At 30.8% G+C, this 19,393-nt stretch carries 18 protein-coding genes; 11 read left to right on the plus strand and 7 right to left on the minus strand.

What is annotated here, in order from left to right; genetic code table 11:
• The gene (gene murB, locus HMPREF2578_RS06730; protein ID WP_049419783.1) at positions 1-927 is read right to left on the minus strand and encodes a UDP-N-acetylmuramate dehydrogenase; all 927 of its coding nucleotides are present in this window, start codon (positions 925-927) and stop codon (positions 1-3) included.
• 93 nt (positions 928-1,020) lie between these two features.
• The gene (locus tag HMPREF2578_RS06735) at positions 1,021-1,536 is read right to left on the minus strand and encodes a GrpB family protein (RefSeq protein WP_070508330.1); all 516 of its coding nucleotides are present in this window, start codon (positions 1,534-1,536) and stop codon (positions 1,021-1,023) included.
• A gap of 107 nt (positions 1,537-1,643) precedes the next feature.
• On the opposite strand from HMPREF2578_RS06735, the gene HMPREF2578_RS06740 reads away from it, so the two are divergent.
• From HMPREF2578_RS06740 to HMPREF2578_RS06750, 3 genes are all read left to right on the plus strand, one after another.
• Entirely contained in the window at positions 1,644-2,522 is an 879-nt protein-coding gene (locus HMPREF2578_RS06740) for an EMYY motif lipoprotein (RefSeq protein WP_070508331.1), read from the plus strand.
• A 114-nt stretch (positions 2,523-2,636) separates the two neighbouring features.
• Positions 2,637-2,957 carry a bacillithiol system redox-active protein YtxJ gene (gene ytxJ, locus HMPREF2578_RS06745; protein ID WP_002449093.1) on the plus strand — a complete coding sequence of 107 codons (321 nt, stop codon included), beginning with the start codon at positions 2,637-2,639 and terminating at the stop codon, positions 2,955-2,957.
• 203 nt (positions 2,958-3,160) lie between these two features.
• Positions 3,161-4,285 carry a glycerate kinase gene (locus HMPREF2578_RS06750; protein ID WP_017175935.1) on the plus strand — a complete coding sequence of 375 codons (1,125 nt, stop codon included), beginning with the start codon at positions 3,161-3,163 and terminating at the stop codon, positions 4,283-4,285.
• Positions 4,286-4,330: 45 nt separating this feature from the next.
• Here the strand turns inward: HMPREF2578_RS06750 and pepT are convergent, their stop codons facing one another.
• The 4 genes from pepT to HMPREF2578_RS06770 form a co-directional block, all read right to left on the minus strand.
• On the minus strand, positions 4,331-5,560 hold the full coding sequence (pepT, locus tag HMPREF2578_RS06755) for a peptidase T (RefSeq protein WP_017175934.1): 1,230 nt from the start codon (positions 5,558-5,560) through the stop codon (positions 4,331-4,333).
• A 14-nt stretch (positions 5,561-5,574) separates the two neighbouring features.
• Positions 5,575-6,069, minus strand: a complete 495-nt coding sequence (locus HMPREF2578_RS06760; RefSeq protein WP_002448047.1) for a threonine/serine exporter family protein — start codon at positions 6,067-6,069, stop codon at positions 5,575-5,577.
• A 16-nt stretch (positions 6,070-6,085) separates the two neighbouring features.
• Complete coding sequence (locus tag HMPREF2578_RS06765) at positions 6,086-6,847, minus strand: threonine/serine exporter family protein (protein ID WP_002448186.1); 762 nt, start codon at positions 6,845-6,847, stop codon at positions 6,086-6,088.
• Positions 6,848-7,054: 207 nt separating this feature from the next.
• Complete coding sequence (locus HMPREF2578_RS06770; protein ID WP_017175933.1) at positions 7,055-8,125, minus strand: GGDEF domain-containing protein GdpS; 1,071 nt, start codon at positions 8,123-8,125, stop codon at positions 7,055-7,057.
• Between the two features lie 372 nt (positions 8,126-8,497).
• Here HMPREF2578_RS06770 and HMPREF2578_RS06775 point away from each other — a divergent pair, with 372 nt between their 5' ends.
• Positions 8,498-9,571, plus strand: coding sequence for a glycosyltransferase family 4 protein (locus HMPREF2578_RS06775; protein WP_049418643.1), 1,074 nt, complete (start codon positions 8,498-8,500; stop codon positions 9,569-9,571).
• Positions 9,572-9,635: 64 nt separating this feature from the next.
• On the opposite strand, the gene HMPREF2578_RS06780 is transcribed toward HMPREF2578_RS06775, so the two are convergent.
• A complete protein-coding gene (locus HMPREF2578_RS06780) occupies positions 9,636-10,277 on the minus strand; it encodes a YigZ family protein (protein ID WP_017175931.1) in 642 nt (213 codons plus the stop codon).
• A 140-nt stretch (positions 10,278-10,417) separates the two neighbouring features.
• Here HMPREF2578_RS06780 and fakB1 point away from each other — a divergent pair, with 140 nt between their 5' ends.
• The 7 genes from fakB1 to HMPREF2578_RS06815 all read left to right on the plus strand — a co-directional run bounded on the left by fakB1 (position 10,418) and on the right by HMPREF2578_RS06815 (position 19,312).
• Positions 10,418-11,284 carry a fatty acid kinase binding subunit FakB1 gene (gene fakB1, locus HMPREF2578_RS06785; RefSeq protein WP_017175930.1) on the plus strand — a complete coding sequence of 289 codons (867 nt, stop codon included), beginning with the start codon at positions 10,418-10,420 and terminating at the stop codon, positions 11,282-11,284.
• A gap of 306 nt (positions 11,285-11,590) precedes the next feature.
• The gene (locus tag HMPREF2578_RS06790; protein WP_070508332.1) at positions 11,591-12,673 is read left to right on the plus strand and encodes a DEAD/DEAH box helicase family protein; all 1,083 of its coding nucleotides are present in this window, start codon (positions 11,591-11,593) and stop codon (positions 12,671-12,673) included.
• Positions 12,666-13,343: a ComF family protein gene (locus tag HMPREF2578_RS06795; protein WP_017175928.1), complete on the plus strand. Its 678-nt coding sequence runs from the start codon at positions 12,666-12,668 to the stop codon at positions 13,341-13,343. The genes HMPREF2578_RS06790 and HMPREF2578_RS06795 overlap by 8 nt, the downstream gene beginning before the upstream one ends.
• A 61-nt stretch (positions 13,344-13,404) precedes the next feature.
• A complete protein-coding gene (gene hpf, locus HMPREF2578_RS06800) occupies positions 13,405-13,980 on the plus strand; it encodes a ribosome hibernation-promoting factor, HPF/YfiA family (RefSeq protein WP_017175927.1) in 576 nt (191 codons plus the stop codon).
• A 461-nt stretch (positions 13,981-14,441) separates the two neighbouring features.
• Positions 14,442-16,979: a preprotein translocase subunit SecA gene (gene secA / locus HMPREF2578_RS06805; protein WP_017175926.1), complete on the plus strand. Its 2,538-nt coding sequence runs from the start codon at positions 14,442-14,444 to the stop codon at positions 16,977-16,979.
• Between the two features lie 114 nt (positions 16,980-17,093).
• Positions 17,094-18,207 (plus strand): peptide chain release factor 2 gene (gene prfB, locus HMPREF2578_RS06810; protein WP_100442621.1). Its coding sequence is split into 2 segments (ribosomal slippage): positions 17,094-17,165 and positions 17,167-18,207, totalling 1,113 coding nucleotides; the frame shifts between segments, so codons are not numbered across the junction.
• Between the two features lie 220 nt (positions 18,208-18,427).
• Positions 18,428-19,312, plus strand: a complete 885-nt coding sequence (locus tag HMPREF2578_RS06815) for a COG3942 and LysM peptidoglycan-binding domain-containing protein (RefSeq protein ID WP_049415410.1) — start codon at positions 18,428-18,430, stop codon at positions 19,310-19,312.
• Positions 19,313-19,393: the final 81 nt, after the last annotated feature.

Below are 19,393 nucleotides of genomic sequence, written 5' to 3' on the forward strand. Positions count from 1 at the left end.
TTACTCTGACTCTGGATATTCGCCAATGATTCGAACTTCACGATGTAATTCAACATCAAATTTTTCTTTCACGACTTTTTGTACGTGATGAATTAAATTCTCATAATCTGTTGCTGTACCATTATCGACATTTACCATAAACCCAGCATGTTTAGTTGAGACTTCTACGCCACCAATACGATGACCTTGAAGATTTGAATCTTGAATTAATTTTCCAGCAAAATGACCTGGAGGACGTTGGAATACACTACCGCATGACGGGTATTCAAGTGGCTGTTTAGATTCACGACGTTCTGTAAGATCATCCATTTTAGCTTGAATCTCGTTCAAGTTGCCTGGTTCTAAAGTAAATGCTGCTTCAAGAACTACTAAATGTTGTTTTTGAACGACACTGTTTCTATAGTCTAAATGTAATTGTTCTTTAGTAAGTTGTATCAAATCGCCGTGTTCATTTACACATAAAGCATAATCGATGCAATCTTTAATTTCTCCTCCATAGGCGCCTGCATTCATATAAACAGCACCACCAACAGAACCAGGAATGCCACAAGCAAATTCTAAGCCGGTAAGAACGTGATCTCTTGCCGCTCTCGATACATCTATAATTGCTGCACCGCTTCCTGCTATAATTGCATCATCTGAGACATTAATATGATTAAGGGATAATAGACTAATCACAATACCTCTGATACCGCCTTCGCGAATAATAATATTTGAACCATTCCCTAAATATGTAACAGGCAATTGATGTTCTTGAGCATAACGTACGATAGTTTGTACTTGTTCATTTTCGATAGGTGAAAGGTAAAAATCTGCATTTCCACCAGTTTTCGTGTATGTATAACGTTTTAACGGTTCATTAACTTTAATAATATTGTCAGGTACTAAAGATTTTAAATCTTTTAAGATGTCTTCTTGTTCTAACATAAGTACATCCTTTCTTCTCTTCTATAATCTAAACTTTATTATAGCAACTTTACATATGTTTTGCTAAAAGAGTTTAAAACAATTTGTATATCATTAAAGTGTATGATACAAATTATCAAAAAATTTCTGTTTTTGGTTTTCGTAGTATCGGATTGTTGAGTTTAGATTGATAAATTTATTTTTCTGATTAGAAAACATCTGTGCTACGTGTTTTTGTGTAGACAGTACGTGATCTATAGCTAAATATTGAGTGAATAAGGGCGTATTTATTTGAATAATATGTAATCGTATTATTTGCTTAAGATTGATCATATTATCAAATTTTGCCATCATCACTTTCTTTTTATAAGGGTGGTGTAATCGATAAAAGCCTACATAATTCAATCTCTTTTCATCAAGAGATGTAATATCATGGAGATTGTTGACTCCAACTAAAACATCTAAAATCGGTTCTGTGGGATAAGAAAAATGTTTTGTTCCTCCGATATGTTGTGTAAATTTTACTGGAGAATCTAACAAGTTAAATAACAGAGCTCTAGTGTCTTCGTACAACTGATGATAATCATTGCCGTTGGAACAATTTATAAATGATTGAACAGATGCATACATGTGTAACTCCTTCAATTAAATTATTATACAAATTCTGAAATACTATAACATAATTTATTTTCAATATAAATAACTTTATGTATAATACGGGTGTTAGGAGTGCAAAAATGAAAAAATTAATAATACTTTCATTATGTTCACTATACTGTTTGATACTTTCTGGTTGTGGTCAGAATAATAACGAAGATTTAAATCGCTTCAAACAACACCTATCTAAAGTAGAGACCAAGCAAAAAAGCGTGGAAAAAGTGATGAATCAATTAGAGCTGAACCGTTTAAATGATATAAGTAAAACCGATACAACAGATAAAAATAAAAAGTCATTTGAACGACTACAGAAAAATATAAATCACCGTTTAGTGCCTGAGTTTAAAGAATATGAAAAAGAAGCTAAACATCTTCCGGCTAAGACAAATAAAACTCGTCAATTAAAGAAAGATTATTTAAATCATGTGAGTAATCAACATCAATCTATAAATGAAATTAAATCATTTGTAGATTTATATAATCAATCAGTTGTGGAAAATGAAAAAATTCTAAATTATACACATTCATTTGAAATAAATAGAGCACTAGTAGAAAAAGATATACGTAAAACAAATAATCAAGAAAATGCACATCTATTAAAATCTAAAATTGAAAACAATAATCGTAATTTACGAAAAACTGCTCAAAAATATTTAGAAAAGGATAATTATCCTACTTCAAAAGCAATTAATGAGCATATAAAACCACTGATACAAAAACAGATTAAAGATTTAAATCAGACTAATATTACAGATTCACATGTAAACAATGCTCGTAAAAATGCGATAGAAATGTACTATAATTTACTTGATTATTATGAGACACGTGAAATAACTATTAAGATTGAAGATCAACTTTCAAAAATTAATGTTGAGAAACTACCTAAAACGGGTAAAGATTTAAGTAAGGGAAATTACAACTTTAATACAGAATTAGAAAAAGTACAGCAAAACGAATAAAACCTAAATTTAAATTTTTGGTTAACATTATATGATGAAATGTGTATAATTGTAGCCATTGAGAAGTTTAATTTAAAAAAAGGGACAAAGTTAAAAAATTTAGAGGTGAATAGAATGGCTATAAAGCTGAGTTCGATTGACCAGTTTGAACAAGTATTAGAAGAACATAACGATGTATTTGTATTAAAACATAGTGACACATGTCCAATTTCAGCTGCAGCATTTGATCAATTTAATAAATTTTTATATGAAAGAGACATAGATGGATATTATCTAGTGGTTCAAGAAGAAAGAAAACTTTCTGATTATATTGCTGAAAAGACAAATGTGAAACATGAATCACCACAAGCTTTTTATTTTGTAGATGGAAAAGCTGTATGGAATGCTAGTCATAGTGATATTAATGTATCTACATTAGCACAAGCTGAAGAATAAGAAAGATAATATATCGATTTAAGAGTCTGGTACATTTTTTGTTACCAGCTCTTTATTATATCTACATTTTTATCATTTTAAATGACTTTTATATTTATAAAATGTAAAAAATGAAATATGCGATGAACCTATGTATAATGTGAAAGTGAAGTTATAACGTATGAATTTAAGAAAGATAGAAAGTGGCATGAGGTGAAAATAGAATGAAAATTTTAGTAGCCATGGATGAATTTAACGGTATTATTTCGAGTTATCAAGCGAATCGTTATGTGGAAGAGGCAATAGCAAGTCAAATTGATCATGCAGATATTGTACAGGTACCTTTATTTAACGGACGTCATGAATTATTAAATTCAGTATTTCTTTGGCAATCAGGTACAAAATATAAAGTGAATGTTCATGATGCTGATATGAATGAGATTGAAACGATATATGGACAAACTGAAGAAGGTACTGTAATTATTGAAAGTAATTTATTTTCAAAAGGTCATAAAGCAATTGAACAACGTACTAGTTTTGGGTTAGGAGAAGTTATTTTAGATGCATTAAACAAGAACACAGATCATATTATTATATCTTTAGGTGGTATGGATAGTTTTGATGGTGGCGTAGGGATGCTGCAAGCTTTAGGAGCTAAATTTTATGATGATGAAAATAGAGAACTTGACGCACGAGAAGGCGCACAAATGATTAAGTTCATTCGTCATATTGACATTTCTGGACTGCCTAGTACATTGGAAAATGTCAGACTACAAGTGATGACGGATTTTTCTAGTAAGTTGTATGGAAAAAATAGTGAAATTATGAAATTAAGCTATAACCATCAAATTCCACACAAAAAAGCAGTGGAAATTGATAATTTAATGTGGTACTTAAATGAGATTATGAAAAATGAATTACATATTGCTTTAGGGCCAATTGAACGTGGCGGAGCCGGTGGCGGTATTGCTGCGGTGTTGAAAGCATTATACAACACAGAAATTTTAACGAGTCATGAACTAGTAAATCAAATTACACATTTAGATGAGTTAGTATCTCAGGCAGATTTAATTATCTTTGGAGAGGGTTTAAAAGAAGAAGATCATATGCTTGAAACAACCACATTGACTATTGCGGAACTTACAGAAAAATATCACAAACCATCTATTGCAATTTGTGCGACTAATGATAAGTTTGATATATTTAATCATCATCGCGTAACAGCCATGTTTAACACATTTATTGAAATGCCGAAAACATACACAGATTTTAAAATGGGTCTTCAAATTAGACATTATACAGTTCAAGCTTTGCGATTATTAAAAACTACAGCTAATGGAATAAAATAAATAAAAAAGTTTAGTTCAAAGAATGAACTAAACTTTTTTTATTTATTATTTTTCATATTGTGTTACTTCTTGAGCAATACCGATAATCACTTGTACTGCTTTTTCCATTACATCGATAGAAGCATATTCAAATGGGCCATGGAAGTTTCCACATCCTGTAAAAATATTAGGTGTAGGTAAACCTTTAAATGAAAGCTGAGAACCATCAGTACCACCGCGTATAGGCGCAGTATTTGGTTTTATCTCTAAATCTGCAAATACTTTTTTAGGAATATCAATAATATACGGATGTGGCTTAATTTGTTCAGCCATATTATAGTATTGGTCTTCGATATCTACTTTTACTGGATAACCTTCATAATGAATATTAATATCATCACGAATTTCTAAAAGTTTTTTCTTTTTAAGTTCAAAAGATTTTCTATCATGATCTCTTATAATATATTGTAAAGAAGCTTTTTCAACTGTTCCTTCTATTTTCATTAAATGATAGAATCCTTCATAACCTTCTGTACGTTCTGGTACTTCATTAGCAGGTAGTAGACTATGGAATTGATGTGCTAATCCAATAGCATTAACCATAACGTTTTTTGCAGAACCAGGATGAACGTTTACACCATGTGTAGTGATTGTTGCTTCTGCTGCATTAAAACTTTCGAATTGTAATTCTCCAAACTCACTGCCATCCATAGTATAGGCGAAATCGGCATTAAAGCGTTTCACATTAAATTTGTGAGGACCACGACCTATTTCTTCATCAGGTGTAAAAGCTATACGTATGCGACCATGTTTAATTTCTGGATGGGTCTGCAAGTATTTTACTGCTTCCATAATTTCTACAACACCTGCTTTATCATCGGCACCTAGTAAAGATGTACCATCTGTAATCATTAGAGTGTGACCTTCTAATTTTTTAAGTTCTGGAAATACATCTTGACTTAATACTCGATTTGTTTGACCTAATTTAATAGGTTGACCATCATAATCTTCTATAATCTGAGGATTAACATTTGTCGCATTAAAATCTGGTGATGTATCTACATGTGCTAAGAAACCTACCGTAGGAACTTCTTTTTCTATGTTACTTTCTAAAGTAGCAAAAAGATAACCATTATTATCCAATTCTGTTTCTAATCCAAAGTTTTGCAGTTCTTTTTGTAATAAATGTAATAAATCCCATTGTTTCTCAGTAGAAGGCGTCGATTTCGATTCGGGATTTGATTGTGTATCTATTTTCACATATCTTGATAATCTATCTATAATCTGTACTTTCATGACGAAACATCCCCTTAGACTCTATTGTTCATATTGTAAGATTTTCTGTACGTTTTTCCTTTGATTTTACCATAAAATTGCTTAATACGTGTGTAAATATAATAGAGAATTTCTGCTACTAATATTCCAAAAGCAATTGAACCAGAAATTAATGTGACCTCTAGAAATGTATTCACAGCATGAGTATAGTCATTAGATACTAAAAATCGTGTTGCTTCATATGCTGTACCACCAGGAACAAGAGGGATTATACCTGGCACAATGAAGATAATCACGGGTCTTTTATAGCGTCGACTCATCACATGACTTAATAAACCAAGAATTAAACTACCTAAAAACGCAGCGCCAACTTTTCCTAAATCCATATCTACGGTATATTGATAAATTGTCCAAGCTAAGGCGCCGACAAATCCACAAGCAAGTAAAAGTCGTTTAGGAGCGTTAAATATAATAGAAAAAAGTACTGTCGAAATAAAACTTATAACAAAATGAAATAAATAAAATAACATACATAAACAGCCTTTCTTAAAGAATTAATAAAACAATCGCTACGCCTGCACCAATAGCGAATGATGTTAGTGCAGCTTCTACACCACGAGACATTCCAGCAAGTAGCTCGCCAGCCATTAAATCTCTAATAGCGTTACAAATTAAAATTCCAGGTACTAAGGGCATAACACTAGAAATTGTTATAATATTTTGATTTGTAGCAATGCCTAGTTTAGTAAATGTAACAGCAATTGTAATAACTACTGCTGATGCTACAAATTCAGAAAAGAATTTAATTTGAATGAAACGCTGGACAAAGCTAAAAGTTAAGAACGCAGCACCGCCAGCTAAAATAGCAATCCAGCAATCAGAAACAACACCGCCAAACATGAGTAAGAAAAAGCCACATGCAATTGCCGCAGCAAAAAAATTCAATAAAAAAGAATATTGTAATGAAGCTTTACTTAGATGAATCAGTTCTGATTTAGCTTCATCAATAGTTAACTCATTTTTAGCAATCTTTCTAGAAAGACTATTTGTAAGAGCAATTTTTTCTAAATCTGTAGTACGATCTCTAATTCTTATAAGCCTTGTATTTGTTCGATCATTAAGTGAGAAAATGATAGCGGTCGATGTGACAAAGCTATATGTATCATTTAAACCATAACTGTGAGCAATTCGATTCATAGTGTCTTCAACACGGTAAGTTTCAGCTCCAGATTCTAAGAGAATACGACCAGCTATTAACACAACATCAATCACCTTATTTTCATCGATAATAGTGATTGAATTATTCATAAAAGCACCTCCACAATAATTAAAATATATAATGATTTTCGTGTATATCTATAATATTCTTCGCTTGTATTAATACTTTATTACTAAATCAGTCATTTTAAAAGTAGAATAACAAATAAATAATATAGATGTTAAATGAGTATAAAAAAGAGATGCAACAGAATTCATTTCGAATTCCACGTTCCATCTCAAATTAAATCGTAACGTCTATAATTTAATTATAGGATTAAACATTACTTGATTACGACCTTCTTTTTTAGCTACATGGACCATATCATCGGCGTCTTTAAATACTTTACGTTGAGATTTATATTCATCTTGAGATAAATAACCAACGCCAATAGATACAGATAATTTTATAACTTCCTTATTAGGTAAATGGAACGAAGATTTTTCGACTGCCATCCTAATATTTTCAGCAAGTTTCACACTTTGATCTAAAGAATAATCGAAGATAACGATAGAAAATTCTTCACCGCCATTACGGAAGATTTTAAATTGATGTGGTACATAATTTTTAAGCAATTGAGACATTTGTTTTAGTACAGCGTCTCCTGCTTTATGAGTATATGTATCATTAACATCTTTAAATCCGTCAATGTCAACGAGTAAAAGTGCGAGACTAGTATGTTCTATTTCGGCTTTTTGAGAAATCTTATTTAAATGTCTATCAAATTCTTTTACATTACCTAAACCTGTTAAATAATCGTACTTATCCTCGTTTTCGTACCGTGTAACAAGCGAAAAGAAATGCCAGATATCAACAAAGGTAATAGCAGAAGTAATCGTTAGTACGAATGAAATAGGTATAAGCATAATTAATTCAGTTAAATCATATAAAGTTGTGAAGATAGATAAAACAAAAATAATAACAATACTGATAGCATTTAAAATAATTAAAGCAATAATATCATTTTTTTTAAGAAACGGCCCAATTAAACTAACAATAATACCTATTATAATAAGAACGACGCCATAAAAAAATGAATTTCCGAATAAAAATATATCCACTAGACTTATGATAAGTGAGGCAATAAAAGTGTAACCGACGTTTGTATAGCGACCAAGGAATAGTAACGGGACGAAAGTTAGGCGAATAAGATATTGATGATGAAAAGGAATAGGGTAAGCTGTTAATAGTAATGCCACCAAAGTCATTAAAATTGTGACATAACCTTTAGAAAATATCATGATTTTATTTTCTGAATATTGTAATCGATGGAATAAATAAATTCCAGCTACCATAACGGCAATATTGTAAATAATTGCTTCAATCATATTGGGATCGACTCCTTTAAATTAACCATTAGTAATTGTAAGTGAAAACTTACTATTTGTCATTAAGTTGTTTGTTATAAAATATATATTATGAATTTCAGATAGACTTTCATGTTCAAATTTATAACAAAATGATATGATATAAAAAATACGTATCTTTACAAAAAATTTACAATTAATTTTAATTAGTTTATGATACATGATTAAAAGTGGTCTATTTAATGAATAGATTATTACGAAGAAAATAAATAGACTAATAATATATAAAATTGAAAAAGTATATATACTACTATAGTCTAATTTAAAAAATTAATAATAATTGTTTAAATAGTATAGATGAAAAAATAACAGGAATATATTGAAGGTGAACTGATGTATACTTTATTACTTATTGTTGTAACATTGGTAATCAGTTTAATAATAACACCTATTATAATAAAGGTTTCTTTTAAATTTAATTTAGTAGATCGACCTAACTATAGAAAAGTACATACAAAACCAGTATCAGTCATGGGAGGTACTGTCATACTACTTTCATTTCTTATTGGTTTATGGTTAGGTCATCCCATAGAGAGAGCAGTCAAACCTTTGGTAATTGGTTTAATTATTATGTATTTTGTAGGCATCATTGATGATATTTATGATTTGAAGCCAATTTTAAAATTAATTGGACAAATTATAGCAGCATCAGTTGTCGTTTTTTACGGGATTACCATAGATTTTATTTCTTTTCCAATTGGTCCAACCATTCATTTTGGTATTTTAAGTATACCGATTACAATTATATGGATTGTAGCAATAACAAATGCAATAAATTTAATAGATGGTTTAGATGGTTTGGCATCAGGTGTGTCAGTTATTGGTTTAACTACCATTGGTTTCATAGCTATATTACAAGGAAATGTATTTATCATTATGATTTGTAGCTTGTTGATTGGCGCATTACTTGGCTTCTTATTCTTTAATTTCCATCCCGCTACAATCTTTCTAGGCGATAGTGGAGCATTAATGATTGGATTTATTATTGGCTTTTTATCCTTACTAGGTTTTAAAAATATCACATTTATTTCTTTATTCTTCCCAATTGTTATTTTAGCGGTACCATTTATTGATACCTTATTTGCAATGATTAGAAGAGTGAGAAATGGTCAACACATTATGCAAGCAGATAAATCACATTTACATCATAAACTTCTTGCATTAGGATATACACATCGTCAAACAGTATTACTGATATACTCTATTGCGATTATGTTTAGTTTATCGAGTATTATATTGTATTTATCTCAACCATTAGGTGTATTACTAATGTTTATCTTAATCGTCATCACAATTGAACTCATCGTTGAATTTACTGGTTTAATAGATGATAGTTATCGTCCTATTCTTAATTTAATTTCTAAAAAAAATGACGATGCATCTCGCCATAAGACAAACCATAAATAATACTTTTATTCATTTATTTACAAAAGCCAGCAATCTTAAGCGTTTGCTGGCTTTTGTAATTTAATTAATTTGTTTCAATATCAAAAGGTAATTGCTTAGGTGTATCTTTTTCTAAATCATATTGACTTGCTGTATTACGGTTTAAAAATTCGATAAATGAGTCGTATTCTGTTTCTACAACATCAATCTTATAACTCACTTTATCAGTGTAAACTTTGTCTCTTAGAAAAAAAGAGGTTGAAGCAAGTTCATACTCAAATTTACCTGTTAAGTCATAATTAATGGTAACAGTAGTGGGAATAGCATTTCTTAATTCTACACGGCCGATATCGTAAATCACATCTCGTACTGCACCACTATATGCACGAATTAATCCGCCACCGCCAAGTTTAATGCCACCAAAATACCGAGTAACTACTACACAAGCATTGTGAATATCCAGTTTTTTTAATATTTCAAGCATAGGAATACCTGCTGTTCCTGTTGGTTCTCCATCATCGTTGGCTTTTTGTATATTCATTTGATTGCCAACAGTATACGCAGAACAATTATGTGTTGCTTCTTTATGAGTTTGTTTTACTTCTTCTATAAACATCTTAGCCTCTTCTTCTGAGAAAACAGGTTTGATATGAGCAATAAATCGAGATTTATTAATTGTATTTTCAATAATATGTTCTTTTTTTATAGTAATAACATGATCACTCAATTGATAAATACCTCCACGATATGATTAATATGAATTTTATTATACACGTTTGTTTTCTTTTAGATAAATAATTGATTATGAATTTCCTTTTTTATTAAAATAATTTATAATACTGTTGAGTTTAATTGAGGAGGACGATTATGAAAATTGCAGTAATGACAGACTCTACTGCGAATCTGCCAAAACATATTATTGAAAAATATCAGATACCAGTTGCACCACTGAGTGTAACATTTGATGATGGAGAAACATTTACTGAACATCCAGATCTTTCAAAAGAATCTTTTTATAAAAAAATGGCCGCATCTAAAACAATTCCTACAACAAGTCAACCAGCTATTGGTGAATGGATAAAGAACTATGAGGAATTAAGAGATAAAGGTTATACAGATGTTATCGTCTTTAATTTATCAAGTGGGATTAGTGGTAGTTATCAATCAGCAACACAAGCAGGTGAAATGGTAGATGGCATTCAAGTCCACACATTTGATACAAGATTAGCTTCTATGATTGAAGGCAGCTATGTGATTTATACATTAAAATTGATTGAAGACGGAGCAACCCCTAACGAAATTATTGAGGAATTAACGTCTATTCGTAAAGATACAGGTGCATACTTATTTGTTGATGATTTAAAAAATTTACAAAAAAGTGGTCGTATTACTGGTGCCCAAGCATGGATTGGAACACTTTTACAAATGAAGCCAGTGCTTAAGTTTGAAGAAGATGGAAAAATTCATCCTTTAGAAAAAGTACGTACACGTAAGCGAGCTTATAATTCTATAGAACAACATGCACTTGATATTGCGAAAAATATTAATGATGTAACAGTGTTTGTGATTAATGGCGATAAAATAAAAGAGGGTAAAGATTTTTGTGCTAAATTAAAAGAGAAATATTCAAACATTAATATTCAATATTGTGAATATGGACCAGTCATTGCATCTCATTTAGGTTCAGGTGGAATCGGAGTTGGATATTTCCCAAGAAAAATTGTAATCGAATAAGATGAAGGTCTAATCGTTAAAAGTGAGAACATGGAGGGTTAAGGTACCCATCTCCTTTTCGATTAGACTTTTTTTATTTTAATAAGGAAGTGATGAAATATTAAATATTATGGAAGATTAGTATCTTCAGAAATAGAATTAAAAGATGAAATAATCAGTGAGAAAACGTTAGGTATCGTAAAGAGTTCAAAAGGATATCGGTGTATTCAATGTGGTAATGAAGATAGTGCTCATTTCTATCAATATTTTTCCTCTATTCTTAATAAAGAAGTAATATATTGTCGACAATGTATACATTTAGGAAGAATGGATAATATTACTGAATATAAAATCATTAAAAGTAAAAATGTTAAATCAGAGGGATTATATACATTATCTTTTAAATTATCTGAACAGCAATGTTATGCATCTGAAAAAATCTTATCTGCTATAGAAAACTGTGAAGACTTACTATTATATGCGGTAACTGGTGCAGGAAAAACAGAGATGATATATGAGGGTATTAGCTTATCACGTGAAAGAGGATTTAATGTAGCAATCATCTCTCCAAGAGTAGATGTAGTAGTAGAGATTAGCCAGCGTATTAAAGAAGTTTTTTTGAAAGAAAATATTGACGTATTGCATCAATCAAGTAAACAACAATATAACGGACATTTTGTAATTTGTACTATCCATCAACTATATCGATTTAAAAATCACTTTGAAGTTATTTTTGTCGATGAAATTGATGCATTTCCGCTGCCTATGGATCATCATCTACAAAATGCTATTAAACAAGCGGCTAAACCGCTATCTACATTGATTTATATGACTGCAACGCCACCTAGACATTTACTGCGTCAAATACCAAAACATCGCATTATACAGTTACCTGCTCGCTTTCATAGACACCCATTACCAGTTCCAAAATTTAAATATTTTAAATTAAATATGAATCGTACTCAAAGTTTTTTAAAGTATATGTTATTAAATCAGATTGAACATAAAAGATTTACGTTAGTATTTTTTAATAATATAGAAAAGATGATTAAGATATCCGAATACTATAAAAAAATATTTTCAGATTTGATATGTATTTCAAGTGAAGATGCTTTACGTTTTGAAAAAGTGAAAGCACTTCGTGAAGGAAAACATCGAATTGTTTTTACAACAACAATTTTAGAACGTGGATTTACTATGGCTCAATTAGACGTTATCGTAATTAATGCAGATACATTTGAAAAGGCTGCATTAGTACAAATTGCTGGAAGAGTTGGACGTAAACAAGAAGCTCCCACAGGAATGGTATTATTTCTTCATGAAGGTGTGAGTATATCAATGTTGATGGCTAAAAAAGATATTACAAGAATGAATAAATTAGGGATTCAAAGAGGGTGGATCGATGAATAAATGTATTCAGTGTGCTACTTCTATTCACGAAGAGTTATCTATATTTAATTTTTATAAACCACCACAACAATTTTGTGAAACATGCAAAAAACAATGGCAAGCCATTAAGCTTGATATCAATGATGAAAAAAGATGTACAAGATGTCTTAATTATAAAATAAATACAGGTGATGAATGTTTAGACTGTAAATGTCTCAATCAGCAATTTACGCTAATGTCACAACTGTATTGTGATTATAAATATGATGGAATAATGAAAGAAACGATTCATCATTACAAATTTATGAAAGATTATTATTTAGCTGAGGTTTTAGCTTCAAAGTTAACATTGCCTAAAACGTCATACGATTATATTGTCCCTATTCCATCTCCTTATAAAAGAGATGAACATCGAACGTTTAATCCAGTAACCACTGTTTTGGACAAAATGGGTATAAGCTATATAGAATTATTAGGCACACGTTCACGACCTAAGCAATCAAGACTTGGAAAAAAAGAACGATTTAAAGCTGACAATCCGTTCTATCTTAAAGAAAATATAGATATTACAAATAAAAATATTTTACTGATTGATGATATCTATACTACAGGTTTGACAGTTCATTATGCTGGAAGTGTATTATGTAATAAAAAAGTCAGAAAATTCAAAGTGTTTGCGTTTTCAAGATGACTTAAACATGATATTATAATAGTAAGAATTACCAATATTAGAGGTTAAAGGAGAGATAACTATGATTAGATTTGAAATTCATGGAGATAACCTCACTATTACAGATGCTATCCGCAACTATATTGAGGAAAAAATTGGTAAACTTGAACGTTATTTTAATAATGTGCCAAATGCAGTTGCACATGTAAAAGTTAAAACGTATCAAAATTCAGCTACTAAAATCGAGGTAACAATTCCTTTGAAAAATGTTACATTGAGAGCTGAAGAACGACACGACGATTTATACGCAGGAATTGATTTAGTTACAAGCAAATTAGAACGTCAAGTTCGTAAATACAAAACGCGTGTGAATCGTAAGAATAGAGATAATGGAGAACAAGAACCATTTATTGCTGAGCAACAAACAGTAGTGAATGAGGATGTGGAAGATACTTCAGAATCATCAAATGAGAATGAAATAGAAATTATTCGTTCTAAACAGTTTAGTTTAAAACCAATGGATTCTGAAGAAGCAGTATTACAAATGGATTTATTAGGGCATGATTTTTACATTTTTACAGATCGTGAAACAGATGGTACAAGTATTGTGTATCGACGTAAAGATGGTAAATATGGTCTGATTGAAACAACTGAATAGTTGAATGTAGACGTTCTTTGCGAAAGTTAAGTATGAGGAGCTATGACTAGAATTGAAAATACATGACATAAGCACGTGTTCAATTCAGTCAATGACTACTTCCTTGTTTAAAGGTACCTGAGACAAGTTGATGTCCCAGGTACTTTTATTATTTAGAAGAGAATAATAAATATTATATGTATCGTACAATGTGAAGAATAAGTATGAAGCTACTATCGACTAGCTACTTTTACACTTATTCATGGACGGTATAATCATGCTATGCTAATGTAATGAGGTAATTAAAAATTAAAGGGATAGTAAGTTTTTTAAAATAGAAAGAAAGTATAAATATAAAAGTAATTATTGTACACAATTAAGCATATCATTTATATGAGTATTTAAGTATAAATTTGAACTTATAAATGATATTATAAATTGTTGTAGGCCAAACAGTTTTTTTAGCTAAAGGAGCGAACATAATGGGATTTTTATCAAAAATTGTTGACGGCAATAAGAAAGAAGTGAAACGTTTAAGTAAAAAAGCTGATGAAGTACTTGCTTTAGAGGAAAAAATAGCGATTTTAACTGACGAAGAAATCAGAAATAAAACGAAACAATTTCAAGAAGAAGCACAAGCAATTGAAGATGTAAAAAAACAAAATGACTATTTAGATAAAATTTTGCCGCAAGCATTTGCATTAGTACGTGAAGGTGCAAAACGTGTATTTAACATGTCACCTTATAAAGTTCAGGTTATGGGTGGTATTGCTATTCATAAAGGTGATATTGCAGAAATGAGAACTGGTGAAGGTAAAACATTAACTGCGACAATGCCAACGTATTTAAATGCTTTAGCAGGTCGAGGTGTTCATGTTATTACAGTCAATGAATACTTATCTAGTGTTCAAAGTGAAGAAATGGCTGAATTATATGAGTTTTTAGGTTTAACAGTTGGTTTAAATCTAAATAGTAAATCTACAGAAGAAAAACGAGAAGCATACGCAAAAGACATTACTTATAGTACAAATAATGAATTAGGCTTCGATTACTTAAGAGATAATATGGTGAATTATGCGGAAGAACGTGTAATGAGACCATTACATTTTGCGATTATTGATGAGGTTGACTCTATTTTAATAGATGAAGCAAGAACACCGTTAATTATTTCAGGTGAAGCTGAAAAGTCAACGTCTCTTTATACTCAAGCGAATGTTTTTGCTAAGATGTTAAAAGCAGATGAAGATTATAAATATGATGAAAAAACAAAAGCTGTTCATTTAACAGAACAAGGTGCAGATAAAGCAGAACGAATGTTTAAAATCGATAATTTATATGATGTTCAAAATGTAGATATTATTAGTCATATTAATACTGCTTTAAGAGCACATGTTACTTTACAACGCGATGTCGATTATATGGTCGTAGATGGAGAAGTATTAATTGTAGATCAATTCACTGGTCGTACAATGCCGGGACGTCGTTTTTCTGAAGGATTGCATCAAGCTATTGAAGCTAAAGAAGGCGTGAAAATTCAAAATGAATCTAAAACAATGGCTTCAATTACTTTCCAAAACTACTTCCGTATGTATAATAAATTAGCTGGAATGACTGGTACTGCTAAAACTGAAGAAGAAGAGTTCCGTAATATCTATAATATGACAGTAACTCAAATTCCAACGAACAAACCTGTTCAACGTCAAGATAAGTCTGATTTAATTTATATTAGTCAAAAAGGAAAATTTGATGCAGTTGTAGACGATGTAGTTGAAAAACATAAACAAGGACAACCAGTTTTATTAGGTACTGTTGCAGTAGAAACAAGTGAATACATTTCAAATTTATTGAAAAAACGCGGTATACGTCATGATGTATTAAATGCGAAGAATCATGAAAGAGAAGCTGAAATTGTAGCAAATGCAGGACAAAAAGGTGCAGTTACTATTGCTACTAATATGGCTGGACGTGGAACAGACATTAAATTAGGTGAAGGCGTAGAAGAAATAGGTGGCCTTGCCGTAATAGGTACTGAACGACATGAATCTCGTCGTATTGATGATCAATTACGTGGTCGTTCAGGTCGTCAAGGAGATAAAGGGGATAGTCGTTTCTACTTATCATTACAAGATGAATTAATGGTTCGTTTTGGTTCTGAAAGACTTCAAAAAATGATGAATCGTTTAGGTATGGATGATTCAACGCCAATAGAATCTAAAATGGTTTCACGTGCAGTTGAGTCAGCTCAAAAACGTGTTGAAGGAAATAACTTTGATGCACGTAAACGAATTCTCGAATATGATGAAGTATTACGTAAACAACGTGAAATTATTTATAATGAACGTAATAGCATTATAGATTCAGAAGATAGTTCAGAAATTGTTATGGCGATGATGCGTACTACTTTACAGAGAGCTATTAACTACTATATTAACGATGAAGATGATAATCCTGATTATGGACCATTTATAGATTATGTTAATGATGTGTTTATTCAAGAAGGAGAATTAACTGAAGAAGAAATTAAAGGTAAAGATTCTGAAGATATTTTTGAAGTGGTATGGGCTAAAATTGAAAAAGGTTATGAAATCCAAAAAGAAAAAATTGGAGATCAAATGCCTGAATTTGAACGTATGATTTTATTACGTTCTATTGATACTCATTGGACTGACCATATTGATACAATGGATCAGTTACGCCAAGGTATACACTTACGTTCATATGCACAACAAAATCCACTTCGTGATTACCAAAATGAAGGACACGAGTTATTTGACTTAATGATGCAAGCTATTGAAGAAGATACGTCTAAATATATATTAAAATCTGTTATTCAAGTAGACGAACAAGTTGAACGTGAAAAAACAACAGATTTTGGTAAGGCACAACACGTATCTGCTGAAGATGGCAAAGAAAAAGCAAAAAAACAGCCTATTGTAAAAGGTGAAAAAATTGGACGTAATGATCCTTGTCCTTGTGGTAGTGGTAAAAAATATAAAAATTGCCATGGTAAAGAAGATTAATATCAAGTAATTATAATTAGGCGAGATCGAGACGTATATTGCTTATCATTTAAAAGCTTTTGTCACGATCTCGTATTTTATTTAAAGAATTTATAAATAAAGGAGACATATATAGTGGAATTATCAGAAATCAAACGTAATATTGATGAATATAATAATGATTTAGAACAAATTAGGGGGTCTCTTTGACTTAGAAAATAAAGAAACAAATATTCAAGAATATGAAGAAATGATGACAGAACCGGACTTTTGGGATAACCAAAATAAAGCTCAAGATGTTATTGATAAAAATAATGCATTAAAATCGATAGTTAATGGTTACTATGAACTCAACCATAAATTAGAAGATATGGATGCAACATGGGAATTACTTCAAGAGGAATATGATGATGAAATCAAAGAAGATTTAGAACAAGATATTGTAACATTCAGAGAACAAATCGATCAGTTTGAATTACAATTATTATTAGATGGCCCACATGATGCAAATAATGCTATTTTAGAGTTGCATCCTGGTGCTGGAGGGACCGAATCTCAAGACTGGGCTAGCATGTTATTAAGAATGTACCAAAGATATGGTGAACAACAAGGTTTTAAAGTAGAAACCATCGATTATTTACCAGGTGATGAAGCGGGAGTAAAAAGCGTCACATTATTGATTAAAGGTCATAATGCCTACGGTTACTTAAAAGCAGAAAAAGGAGTACATCGACTTGTAAGAATTTCACCTTTTGATTCATCTGGAAGACGCCATACGTCATTTGCTTCTTGTGATGTTATACCAGAATTTGATAATGATGAAATAGAAATAGAAATTAATCCTGATGACATTACAGTAGATACATTTAGAGCATCAGGTGCAGGTGGACAACATATCAATAAAACAGAGTCTGCAATCCGTATTACTCACCATCCAACTGGAATTGTAGTGAATAACCAAAATGAACGTTCTCAAATCAAGAACCGTGAAGCTGCAATGAAAATGTTGAAATCTAAATTATATCAATTGAAGTTAGAAGAGCAAGAACGTGAAATGGCAGAAATTCGTGGTGAACAAAAAGAAATAGGATGGGGTAGTCAAATTCGTTCGTATGTATTCCATCCATATTCTATGGTAAAAGATCATCGTACAAATGAAGAAACTGCTAAGGTAGATGCAGTAATGGATGGAGATATTGCGCCATTTATAGAAGCTTATTTACGACAAACGATGTCACAAAATGATTGATTGAGTTGTTTATTAATAAAAAATAAAATTTTAAAATCTAAATAAATCTAACTTTAAAATGTAATTCGTGACTTGTAATATTACTAATTTAATCAATTTAAACTAATTTAGGAGTGTTATTTAACCTTTATATTACAAGGTTTTAACATTCCTCTTTTTTAATGTTGTTTATGCTAAAGTATTAATGAACAAGAATACACTACAGCAAAGGAATGACAACATGTTAAAAAAATCAATAACTGTAACATTTGCTTCAATTGCAGCAATTACAGGTTTAAATACGTTAGCACATGCACAACAAACACACATTGTTAAAGAAAAAACAAATGTAGAAGCAGTGGCACAACAATTTTCTACAACTGCAGATGAGATAAAAAAATTAAATCATATAGGTAATGATGAAGTTGAAAAAGATGTTTCAATAGTTGTACCTGATAAAGATATTGTTGAAGTTAAATCTGGTGATACATTAAACAAAATTGCGAAAGCTCATCATTTAACATTAGATGAATTATATGCATTTAATCCAGGAGTAAAACCGTTAATTCATCCTGGTGATTTAATCGCAGTAAGTGACAAAGGTTCAGCAACATTAGAAAGTCACTTGATAAGTGATAGTAGTGTATATGCTACGCCTTATTCAAGTGAAACTGTACCATTAAGTTATAATAGCGCTGAAACTGCGCCGTATGTAGCGTCTCCATCATATGTTACTAGTAGTAATGACAATACAGAAACAGTCAGTGCACCAGTATATTATAATAATAGCGCTTTAAATAACCAAGGTAATCATTATTATTTTGGTAACTGTACATATTATGCATTTGATCGTAGACAACAATTAGGACGTTCAGTAGGGAGCTATTGGGGAAATGCAAATAATTGGGCAAGCTCAGCTAGAAATGCTGGTTTAGTGGTCGATCATCGTCCTGAAGTAGGAGCGGTTTTCCAAACATCAGCAGGTTACTATGGTCACGTAGGTATCGTAGAACGTGTGAATAATGATGGTTCGTTTTACGTTTCAGAAATGAATTGGAATGGTCATTTCAATGATGTTACAAATAGAACAATTTATAATTCGTCTAGTTATAATTTTATACATTAAATTTTTCAAAGGATTTATAATGTTAAAACATCAACAAAGCTTATGTTTTGTTGATGTTTTTTAGTTATTAATAATGCAATG

Source organism: Staphylococcus sp. HMSC072H03, assembly GCF_001809305.1.
Lineage (GTDB): Bacteria > Bacillota > Bacilli > Staphylococcales > Staphylococcaceae > Staphylococcus > Staphylococcus hominis.